Annotated in this window: 9 protein-coding genes; 5 read left to right on the top strand and 4 right to left on the bottom strand. The window is 60.9% G+C overall.

Translation table 11 applies throughout. The features are described from left to right. On the top strand, nucleotides 1–848 hold an 848-nt coding region (locus E3O39_RS03350), incomplete at its 5' end, for a hypothetical protein (RefSeq protein WP_370294608.1). Between the two features lie 211 nt (nucleotides 849–1,059). Beyond that, the gene (locus E3O39_RS03345) at nucleotides 1,060–2,010 is read left to right on the top strand and encodes an esterase family protein (protein ID WP_134542309.1); all 951 of its coding nucleotides are present in this window, start codon (nucleotides 1,060–1,062) and stop codon (nucleotides 2,008–2,010) included. 468 nt (nucleotides 2,011–2,478) lie between these two features. Here the strand turns inward: E3O39_RS03345 and E3O39_RS03340 are convergent, their stop codons facing one another. From E3O39_RS03340 to E3O39_RS03325, 4 genes are all read right to left on the bottom strand, one after another. Beyond that, nucleotides 2,479–3,015 (bottom strand): DUF1345 domain-containing protein, encoded by a 537-nt coding sequence (locus E3O39_RS03340; protein ID WP_241984961.1) that lies wholly within the window; start codon nucleotides 3,013–3,015, stop codon nucleotides 2,479–2,481. 806 nt (nucleotides 3,016–3,821) lie between these two features. Further along, nucleotides 3,822–4,376, bottom strand: a complete 555-nt coding sequence (locus E3O39_RS19665) for a hypothetical protein (RefSeq protein WP_255454439.1) — start codon at nucleotides 4,374–4,376, stop codon at nucleotides 3,822–3,824. Then, nucleotides 4,355–5,110: an LCP family protein gene (locus tag E3O39_RS19660; RefSeq protein ID WP_255454438.1), complete on the bottom strand. Its 756-nt coding sequence runs from the start codon at nucleotides 5,108–5,110 to the stop codon at nucleotides 4,355–4,357. The genes E3O39_RS19665 and E3O39_RS19660 overlap by 22 nt, the downstream gene beginning before the upstream one ends. Before the next feature lie 965 nt (nucleotides 5,111–6,075). After that, on the bottom strand, nucleotides 6,076–6,339 hold the full coding sequence (locus E3O39_RS03325; protein ID WP_134446417.1) for a hypothetical protein: 264 nt from the start codon (nucleotides 6,337–6,339) through the stop codon (nucleotides 6,076–6,078). A 763-nt stretch (nucleotides 6,340–7,102) separates the two neighbouring features. On the opposite strand from E3O39_RS03325, the gene ftsW reads away from it, so the two are divergent. The 3 genes from ftsW to E3O39_RS03310 all read left to right on the top strand — a co-directional run bounded on the left by ftsW (nucleotide 7,103) and on the right by E3O39_RS03310 (nucleotide 10,164). Then, on the top strand, nucleotides 7,103–8,269 hold the full coding sequence (gene ftsW, locus E3O39_RS03320) for a putative lipid II flippase FtsW (protein ID WP_241984926.1): 1,167 nt from the start codon (nucleotides 7,103–7,105) through the stop codon (nucleotides 8,267–8,269). A gap of 306 nt (nucleotides 8,270–8,575) precedes the next feature. Continuing rightward, the gene (locus tag E3O39_RS03315) at nucleotides 8,576–9,076 is read left to right on the top strand and encodes a low affinity iron permease family protein (protein WP_134446415.1); all 501 of its coding nucleotides are present in this window, start codon (nucleotides 8,576–8,578) and stop codon (nucleotides 9,074–9,076) included. Between the two features lie 149 nt (nucleotides 9,077–9,225). Continuing rightward, entirely contained in the window at nucleotides 9,226–10,164 is a 939-nt protein-coding gene (locus E3O39_RS03310) for an undecaprenyl-diphosphate phosphatase (RefSeq protein WP_134446414.1), read from the top strand. The last annotated feature ends 336 nt before the right edge of the window (nucleotides 10,165–10,500 follow it).

Raw genomic sequence — 10,500 nt, 5'->3', positions numbered from 1 at the left:
CCTTACCGAACCCGAACATTGATCTCACACTTCTCGAACAGGACGCGGGCAGTGTGGACCACGTCGGATTCTCTTCGACATCCATGACCGAATTGGGAGTCCATTCCATGAACCGACCTATTACACGATCCAGCATCCTTGGTGTCGTTGCCATCACCGCATTCGCTGCCCTAGGCAGCGCACCCGCATTCGCCGACGCGACACCCAGCCCGTCGCCCACCTCCACGGCAACGCCCACGAAAACGCCACCCACGCTCACCAACGTGCAGGAATCAGCCGCCACCGCGACCGCGAAACGGATCACGTCCTTGAACACCGCGATCACAAAGATCACCGCCAACACCTTTCTCAGTGGCCCCGACAAGACTGCCCTCCTGGGCAACCTCAACAACGACCTCGCCGGCATGAACACCCTCGCGACGAAAATCGCTGCTGACACCGACCTGGCACAGGCCAAAACCGACTACGCCACCATCTTCACCACCTACCGCGTCTACTCGGTCTCCCTTCCCCAAGCCGCGTACACGGCACTTGCAAACACTGTCACCTCGAAGACGGCAGCGCAGCTCACCGCCGAACAGACCCGGCTCTCGGGCCTGCTATCAGGAAAGGACTCCTCTAAGTCCACCGCGGCGTTGCAGGCCAGCCTGACAGACATGACTGCCCAGATCGGTAACGCCGGCAGCGCTGTGGCCGGACTGGCCGCCGGTTCACTCGCCGCCACACCCGAACAGTACGATGGTAACCACGACGTCATGAAACCCTTCAAGGCATCTGCGACCACCGCGCGCGCAGCACTCAAACAGGCACGGACCGACGCCAAGACCATCCGCTCCGCACTCAAATAGCACCGGCCCGGCAGCGCGCCGGCCACTTCTGCCGTCGCGCTGCCGGTTCACAATAACTTGCCCTTCCGCGTTCTACGGATGCAGCGCCCGCATCGGAAGCCCTGCATTCTCGTTCGGCCCCGACTCGATCGCCCTCCGACTGGAATCGACCAGCGGTCGATGCCTGGGCGTTCCGTAGTCAACTGATAGAACCGAGACACAACCTGTGAGAATGAATTCAGGGCGCAGCAAGACCCTCATCGCGGGTGTCACTCTCCTCGTCCTGGGAGCCGCAGGCGGGTTCCTTGTCGTCCACCCGGCTTCCGCTGCCAGTCAGACCTCTCAGTCCCCATCGGACACGCCCCGGCCGGCGTCGGCCCTCGCCATCACGGGCACTATTGAGACGGTGCATATTCCGGCAACCGCATCCAATTTCACCGCCAGGGATGCCGAGGTATACCTCCCTCCGGCCGCCGTGGCCACCGACGTTCCGGCACTCCCCTTCGTGCTCATGATGATGGGCCAACCCGGGAACCCGGACGCGTCCTACATCGCTTCAGTCCTCGACACGTTCGCCCTCACCCATGACGGTCAGGCCCCCATTGTCGTGGTTGCGGACCAACTCGGTGATCCGAGTGTCGATTCACTCTGCCTGGACACTCCGGCGCACGGGAATGTGCAGACCTACATTGAGCAGGATGTCGTCAACTGGGCACGCGCGAACCTGCACATTGAAACTGATCGCGTCGATTGGACAATTGCGGGGTTCTCAAACGGTGGCCAATGCGCCATTTCCCTTGCTACCAAGTTCCCGGACGTCTGGGGAAACGTGATCAGCGCGTCCGGGACGACCTTCGCAGGCACGGAATCTGAGCCCACGGTTCTCGCCGACGTCTTCGGCGGAGACCAAGCCGCCTACGACGCGACAAAACCAGCGACCGTGATGTCGTCCACGCACTACCCCGATACCGAGGCCGTGTTCACCGTCGGGGCGGATGACTCCGTGATCGGTCCACCCCAGAAGGCGTTGAGTGCCGTGGCCCTGGATGCCGGCATGGTGACCAGCTACTACGAAGTTCCCGGCGAAGGCCACAGCGTCGGAGCGCTCCTCGGAGGACTCACGAAGGCGTTCGATGTTCTCGCCCCACGCCTCGGATTTCCGAACGCATCACCGCAGCCATAGTCCCGCACGCCGCTATCCGGCCAGCCCTGATCAGTGGACACCTGAGAGGAGGCGGATCCCATCACTCCGACCCGACGTAGCATCTCCGGCTCTGAGGGCACCTACCTATTGGGTCTTACGACCGCTTCGTCGAGAGTTCAAATTTCGCAAGCGTTGGTACCCTATTGGGGTTGGTACTGAGCACTAGTCCCAAATCCTCGGGTGGGCAACGCGACAGAACCTTCTCGGATCATGCCGCTGGCATCACTGGTCCTCACCAAGCCCCGTCCGCGGACAAAGGCACTACTTCAAACGCTCCAAACTTCAACCGCTCGATCGTCCCCAGGCCTTGAAACAGTGGATGGGGCACTCCGGTATCGCGATGCTGCGTTTGCGAGACCCGTCAGAAACTCCTGGATGGTCTCCGGGACCCGTTCGATTTTGCGGTGCGTGTCTGGCCCTATTTGCTCGAGTTAGTGGCTTCCGGGGTCAGTTGAGGATGTTCACCGCGCGGGAAATGACCAGGGCGAGCAGAATGAAGCCGGTCAGTGCCTGGTACGCCATCAGCATTTTTGCTCGGTGCGTGAGTGGCATAACGTCCGTGGGGCTGAACGCCATCATGTTTGTCAACGAGATGTAGGCGTAGTCCAAGTAGCTTGGCCGCCAGTTCTCGCCCCCTGGCGCCCCGTCATGTTGTGGGAAACGGAAGTCCACAGTCGCCGTCGCCCACTGGGCTGCGTCGCGACGCGCAACTGGACCTGACCGGTCCAGCTCCCAATACACCAACGAGAATGCAATCACGTTCGTAACCCAGACCTGCAGCGCGGTGAGGAGGACATCCGGACCGTTCACTCCCCCATAGAGAAGCTGTCGGACCGTGAAGACAACGGTGACTTGATTGGCCAGGGTCAGCAATGAGGCGAGCCCAATGGATAACCACCGGGACCATGTGGTCTCCCGCGATAGTCGGCGTGGGTTGAAGATCGTCAACGGGATCAGCAGAAGCAAACCCAACAACGGAATCACNGGTTGAAGATCGTCAACGGGATCAGCAGAAGCAAACCCAACAACGGAATCACCCACCGTGGCAGAATCTGCACCTTCTCGGGAATGAGCAGATACAGAACCAGGCTCAGGATGATTGCGGCCAGGACCGGCCAGCGGTGCTCGTGCCTCACCCTGGGCGTCGACGTTTCAGTCACAGTCGAGAGTGTAAGCGATCCCCAATCACGTCGACGTCGTCACCGGTGAAACGACTCTTCGAAGTGCCGACGCCCCGTTTGCTGTACTGGCGCAGGTTTCCGTGCGACTAGGTGAGGAATGGTGTTGAACTCAGTTCCCTCATCGCCACCGCGATAATCGTTGCTATTGCCAGCACTATCGTTGCCACTGTCAAACCGCGACCAGGAGCACCTACCGGGATTAAACGGTAAGCCCGGACCGAGAGCCCGAGCCCCACTACCGTGGCGATGAATGCGGCAAACGGGAACACAACTGCGAACAAGATGCTGGCAAGCGTCAACCAGAACCCGGACTTACGGCCCGGAGTGTTCGTCCAATCCCCGGGCGGCCGTCTCAGGCCACGCGACTCGTTCTCGTCCGCATTGACGTGTGCGTCGTTCACATGATGCCCCTCTCGTTTGTTCGCCGGCCAGTCTTGCACAATGCCCCTGGACCTCAGCAACGTTGGGCAGGAATCGGGCAACCCGGCAGGCGATCACTCATCTCCGGAGCGCCGCAAGCACGTCGCTACCAACGCACGGTGCACCCGGAGTGACGGGCTAATCGGTGCGGTTCGAGATGGGAGTTGTACGGTTCTCCTGGCTGTGGATCTAGTTGCCCTTCGTACAGGTTTGCTGATCAGCGGTCTGACCGGTGACGCTGGACGGGAGCACGGCATTGGCCCCAGCGGGAGCGGCCCCGGGGGTCGCCGTCGGCGTTGGAGCCGGTGTGGATGTGGAACTAGGTTTCACGGTCGCGGCTGGCGTGGGAACAGGGGCCACCGGGGCGCCACTCGGGAGCACGGCCGCCCGGCCTGGGGCCCCAGAGAGCTGCAATGGTTTATCCGCGACCAAAGCCGTGTTCAAGACTGTGGCGGCACTGGACTGGGCGATCACCCGTCCTGGCTCGGCCGGGTCAGTGACGGTGGGGTACTGGACAAAGACCATGTTCGCCAGCCCTGTGTCCTTGATAGCGAGAGCGATCTGGACCAAGGTCGTCGGATTCGTCAGCGTATCCGAGAGAACCATGTTGCCCGTTGCCGCTTTGGCCAGGGAGAACAACGCGATCGGGTTTCCGAGGACGCCGCCGCTTTGGACCTTCCGGGCCAGAGCAGCCATGAAGAGTTGCTGGTTACTGATCCGCCCTAGGTCACTGCCATCACCGATACCGTGCCTGCTCCGCAGGAACGAGAGCGCGTCGGCGCCGACGANAGGTCACTGCCATCACCGATACCGTGCCTGCTCCGCAGGAACGAGAGCGCGTCGGCGCCGACGAGGGTTTGCTGTCCCGCCGCCAAATGCAACGGAGGCGTCGTGTACAGATCGTTGACCGCCGAGGCCAGGCAGACGGTGACCCCGCCGACAGCGTTCGACATGGCAGTCACCCCGTCGAAGCTAATCTCCGCGGCGTAGGGAATCTGGACGCCGGTGAGCTTCTCGATCGTCAACACAACGCACGACAGGCCACCGCGAGATAGGGTCGTATTCAGCATCACCCGGCTGGAAGGCGACGCGGTCCCGCCATCGGCCTGAGGACACGCGGGAACGGCAAGCATCAGGTCCCGGGGGAAACTGATCACACTGACGCTCTGATGATTCTGCGCAATGTGCAGCAGCATGGTCACGTCGTTGTTACCCGCGCCAGAACTACCCGCGAGCTCTGCGGCCGTCCCATAGGCCCCGCCCTGGCCGGTCCGGGTGTCCGTGCCCGTCAATAGCAGGTTTACCCCGCCGGTGATCGCGCTCACGTCCGCGGCCGGGGCAGGAGCCGCCGTGTCGCCGGGCGTCTGATCAAGGTGGGCCAAATGAACACCGGGCTTGACGCTGCTGGCAACATCCCACGCGGCAATCGCCGCAAGGGAGCTCCCACTAACCAGGAGCACCGCGAGGGTGATGCCCAAGGTCTTCGTGACCGTCCGCCACGGCCCCCGAGGCGCCAACCGTCCATGCCGGATCGGCTGACCGGCATTCCGGTCACGCCCACGCAAGGGCCCAGCGTGCGTCACGGTAACCCTCTTCCGCCCGGTCGAACCAACCGGAACATCCACGAACAGTCGTTTCGACCGAACTGTATGCCAGCAGTGACCGGAGATTCCTGTGAAAGTGCTCCTCGACCAGCGCAATCTCACAGGAAGCCCGCCACGCTCACCAAACGGGGAATGACGCTCATCGCCGGACCAGGGTTAGCGTTGTTTCACTGCGTGTTCAGCAAGGAGTCCACAACTGCCATCAATGGCCGTCAGCCTGCATCTGCCCGACGGGACACAGACGCGAGTTCGTGTCGACATTAATCAGTACGGCCAACTACCCGCCGTGATCGTGGACCCCCGCACGGAGGACGGGCGCGTTCTGCCCGGGACGTGGCTGGGCGAAAGCCACAACAGCCGACCAGATGGAACCAGCTACCGCGCGGTGCCCAAACACGACCTCGCACCGACTGCGAAAGAATCCTCAAAGGACACCTGAAGCAGCCGAAAATCGCCCGTCCGCTTGTACGAGGCCGGAGCCCGGGCCCGGCAACGCAAACGAGTTTCTCTTCAACAACATCGACCCTGCCTATTCGAGTCAGAGTCTGGAGCTCCGTTACAAGTATCCGCGCTTGGGAAAAGAATGACGCTCTTGCGCAGTGGCCGGGCGCGCCGTCAGGGCACCATTGTGCTCCGGTAGCCGGTGGCCTATTCCAAAGCACGCGTGGCGGGCGCCAGCGGTCAATATCTCACTGAAGACACATGGCCGCTGCGCAACTCCCAGGCAATGGTATTTCACTCCTCCGACGGTGCAGCATCTGCCTAATCGACGCAGAAGACAGGGATCGGTCGGGGCCGGTCACAGGCCTGATCCCCGCGAACAAGACCGTTGATGCCGTTCAACTCAACTCACTGTTGTGATCGTCGAGCACGGCCGTCACAAAATGCGCAACCGCATCGTCCCAATTCGGGAAGACAAAATGCTCGACCGGATCCACAAACTCCATCACCTCGTAGCTACCCTCGGCTTTCGAAATGAACCCGACCAGTGAAAGCGCATTGTCGCGTGCGATGCGCCGATCCGTGACGCGCCACTCGCAGCCTGAGAGCGCTTTGACGTTGAGATCTTCACTCGTGCGCGTTTCCAATCGTCCCGTGATCATCTTGATTCCTCTCGTTCGATAGTGCCGAGGCTACGACCGACATCTGACAGTTCTCAGAACTGCTCATATGCAAGAGCTATGAACCCTGGCACCCGGCGCGAACATCATCCTGGATTCATTTGCGAGCGCCACTCAGGTGGCACCCAGTGCGGAAACGAAACGCTTCCAGGGGAGAATCCCTACTCCAAAAGATGGGAATCGCCGCGCGTGGGCAATCGCGAGCGGCAACACCACGAAAGACTTTCGCCTCGCTGCGAGTAGCTTGTTCATTCCGCTCTGCAGTGCATTGTCAAGTCGACGAATCGAAAGAAACGACCGCCAACGCCGTGAACTGTCTTGTCCAAGCCGGCGATACAGGCAGCCTGCGCACCTCCCCGGCCCCTTGTTGGTAGCGCTCAACGTCGACGAGGCTTTTCCAGCAACGATTTCCGAGCAGGCACAATCTGGGAGAGACATGCGACCCGACGCGACACGTGTGGGATGAACTAGCGGTTCGGGATTCCCTCAGTAGTGTCGTGGTGGCGCCCCAGCCCATTGCCGCGCACTCTGATCCGATCCCACACCCGGCAGGACACTCCCCGCAGATGACCGTATGTGAAGTACCGAGCAATTGTGGTCAATCCACAATAAAATCCACCTCCGCGGCGTCTCCTGAGAAGGGGCTTGGTTCGTGACGAGTCCGCGCAACCCGACCCGTGCGCCACGTTCAAAGACCGACCACACGGTTCCCTCAAATAGACCGTCACAGTCAACGCGCATTAGCGTGGGCCGTTTGATCCGCTCAGAATCCCCGAACTATTTTCTACTCCTGGGAACGACGCTGTTCTTGGTCATCTTGGGCTTGATCATGGTCCTGTCTTCGTCATCAGTAGATTCTTTTGTTGCTCACGAGGGTTTCTTCGGCGTTGTGCTTCATCAAGGTGCCATCGCCCTGGTCGGCGTCCCATTGATGCTCGTGCTCAGCCGGATGCCGTTGAAGTTCTGGCAACGTATCGCTTGGCCGACGCTCATCGCTACTTGCCTCGTTCAGTTGCTCGTCTTCACCCCGCTAGGTGTGACCGTGGCCGGAAACACCAACTGGCTATCCATTGGCAGTTTCCAATTCCAGCCATCTGAAGCCATCAAAGTCGCCCTCGTCATCTGGCTGGGCATGCTTCTGGCACAGAAGAAAGATCACCTCGACGACTGGCGCCACGTCCTCGTGCCCGTTTTCGGCATCGGCGGCACTGCCGTCATGCTCGTCATGATCCGCGGCGATCTTGGGACAACAGTAATCCTCGCCGGCATCCTCTTTGGCTCCCTCTTCTTCGCCGGCGTACGACTACGCATGCTCGCCATCCCCTTGGGCATCGGCGCCCTGGGCGCCCTGGCTGCGGCGATGGCCAGCGGAAACCGGATGGCCCGGATACTGAGCTTCTTCGGCACCGGCTGCGACGGCTCAACCGGCACGATTTCCGCCGCATGCTGGCAACCCTTGCACGGCACGTGGGCCCTCGCGTCGGGCGGTATCTTCGGCGTTGGACTCGGAAACTCCAAAGCGAAATGGTCCTGGCTTCCAGCCGCGGACAACGACTACATCTTCGCGATCATCGGCGAGGAACTCGGTCTCGTCGGCGCAATCGTAGTGCTCGCCCTTTTCGTCCTGCTGGCCATCGCCTTCCTCCGCATCATGAACGCCACCACCAGCCCTCAAGCCAAAGTCAGCACCGCGGCCGTCATGGTCTGGATCATCGGTCAAGCACTCGTCAACATGGGCGTCGTCCTCGGATTCATCCCTGTCCTCGGCGTGCCACTCCCCCTGATTTCTGCTGGAGGCACCGCCCTCCTCACCACCCTCATAGCAATCGGAATCGTGCTCTCCTTCGCACACAGCGAGCCGTCGCCGTCGCCTACGCCCCTAACCGGAAAGCCGAACGCCGAGCACCTATAACTCGTCCCGCTCGCTCTCGTCGCAACACGGCACGCTGATTGAAGTGGACACAGTACGGAAACGATTCTTGGTCGGCCCACGGTGTCGACGCTGTGAAATCCTCCGCCATTGTGGCCTCGATAAACCGTCCACCGAACGGGTCACGGCCACGACTCGGCGAATTGACGGGCGGGATCGTCGCCGGATCAAACACGCACGGATGCGTAAACACTTTCGACCAGCTGAAACAGTGCCCCCTCCACCGGGTGTGTGCGTCGCGTCCACGAGAACATCTGTTTGACGGGAACAACGCCTAGTCTTTCGAGCGTGCAGAATGCGGCTAACAGCTACGAATCGATCAACGCGGACCACCAGAAACGGCTGGATCGATCTCGCGAAATGACGCGGAACGACTGGACGAGCGCGCCCGACAAACGGTGGAGCAGCAGGGTCCTGCACCATATCGGCACAGTGAGCGAACACGCCGCAGCGGGATTGGTTGCCGGAAGTGCGCTCGTAGTGTGGATCGCGGTCGGGATAGCGGCGGGATTTCCTCCCTGGTGGGAGAACGTCCTCTACATTGCGAGTTCATCTGTGACAGTCGTGATGGTCTTCGCAATCCAACATACGCAAGCACGACAACAAGCGGTCACCCAGCGCAAGCTCGACGAGTTACTCCGAGCCCAGCCAACTGCCGACGACCGACTCATCGCGTTGGAAGGTGCGTCGGACGACGAATTGGAGGCCCTCACCGACCTCAGTCAAGAGAACCGAAAACGAGCCCTCGGTACGGATGCCCCGCCACCGATTGTGGATCCACCGAGGTAGGGAATCGAGGTAGCCCGGGTACCGACCAGATCGGGACCTGCCTAGCCAGACCGTCCCAGTCGTTGGATTTCGGTCACATTGATGAACACTGGACGTCATCACGGGCGGCGCACGCGGGCGCAGGTGACCGGAACCTTTAGCCTGTTCATATGATCACTTTGATTCAAGCGGCGATTCTGGGATTTCTCCAAGGGATCACAGAATTGTTCCCCATTTCCAGCCTTGGCCACAGTGTCATCCTGCCCACATTGTTCGGCTGGAACATCGACCAGAGCAGCGCCGCGTTCCTGGGGCTTCTCGTTGCCACCCATTTGGCTACCGCTATCGTTCTCTTCCTCTTCTTCATTAAGGACTGGATTCGGGTTTTCCGCGGGTTCGGACGTTCCATCCGGGATCGTAAAATCGGCCCCGATGACATCTACGCGAAACTGGCCTGGCTGCTCATCGCCGCAACAATCCCCGCGGGCATCGTGGGCTTGCTCTTGGAGAAGCCCCTCCGGTCCCTTTTCGCATCCCCACTGATCGCTGCCGCATTCCTTGTGATCAACGGTCTCATTCTTCTTACCGCAGAACGCCTCCGACGGCATCCGAACCGGGCTCAGACCGCTGGGGTGAGCGTTGATGCTGTTTCGAGCGGACGCCCCATTCCCGGGCGCTCGGCCAACACGCAAATGTCCGAGACCGAGAGGTCCGACGCGACGATCGCCAAGCTCACCTGGAAACAGGCGTTCGGAATCGGCGTCGCGCAGACGGCCGCCCTGCTACCGGGAATATCCCGATCAGGATCAACCATGGTCGGTGGGCTCCTCTCCGGACTCAACCACGAAACCGCTGCCCGATTCAGTTTCCTACTAGCCACACCCATCATCGGCGCCGCGGCTGCACTGAAACTCCCGGGACTGTTCAGCCCACAGATGGCCGATCAGAGCGGTGCGTTCCTCGTCGGTGCACTCTGCTCGGCCGTTGCCGCATGGTTAGCCACGAAGTTCCTGCTGCGCTTCTTCGAGACCAGGACACTTACCCCGTTCGCGATTTACTGCATCGTCGCTGGAACGGTCTTCTTCGTTGTCCTGCTCGCGTTCCCATAGAAGTTCGCAAGGACACCGCACGTCGAATCGGTTGAGATTCCCTTGCTGGGATCCCACACGGTCATCACTCCGTACGTCCTCGCTCGGCGGAGGAATCCTGGGCGATGACGTGCATTATGGCCGCATCACCCGCGCCGATCCGCACCTCGAGGTCATCACGGGGATCCAAACAGCCGATCGTGCAGCGGGTTCAGGATCTGTGATCGATGTCGACAGCAAGCCTCCCGCCCGATCACAGGGCGAGTTCAACCGGTCGTTGCAACACCGGGCTGTTTGAGTAACTGTAGTTGTTGGCTGAACACTTCGGCCGGAGTCTTCCAGCCGAGCACTTTGCGG

Source organism: Cryobacterium sp. MDB2-A-1, from assembly GCF_004402675.1.
GTDB classification, from domain to species: domain Bacteria; phylum Actinomycetota; class Actinomycetes; order Actinomycetales; family Microbacteriaceae; genus Cryobacterium; species Cryobacterium glucosi.
Note: the sequence above shows the minus strand (reverse complement) of the source record. Positions and strands in the feature narration are given on the sequence as shown.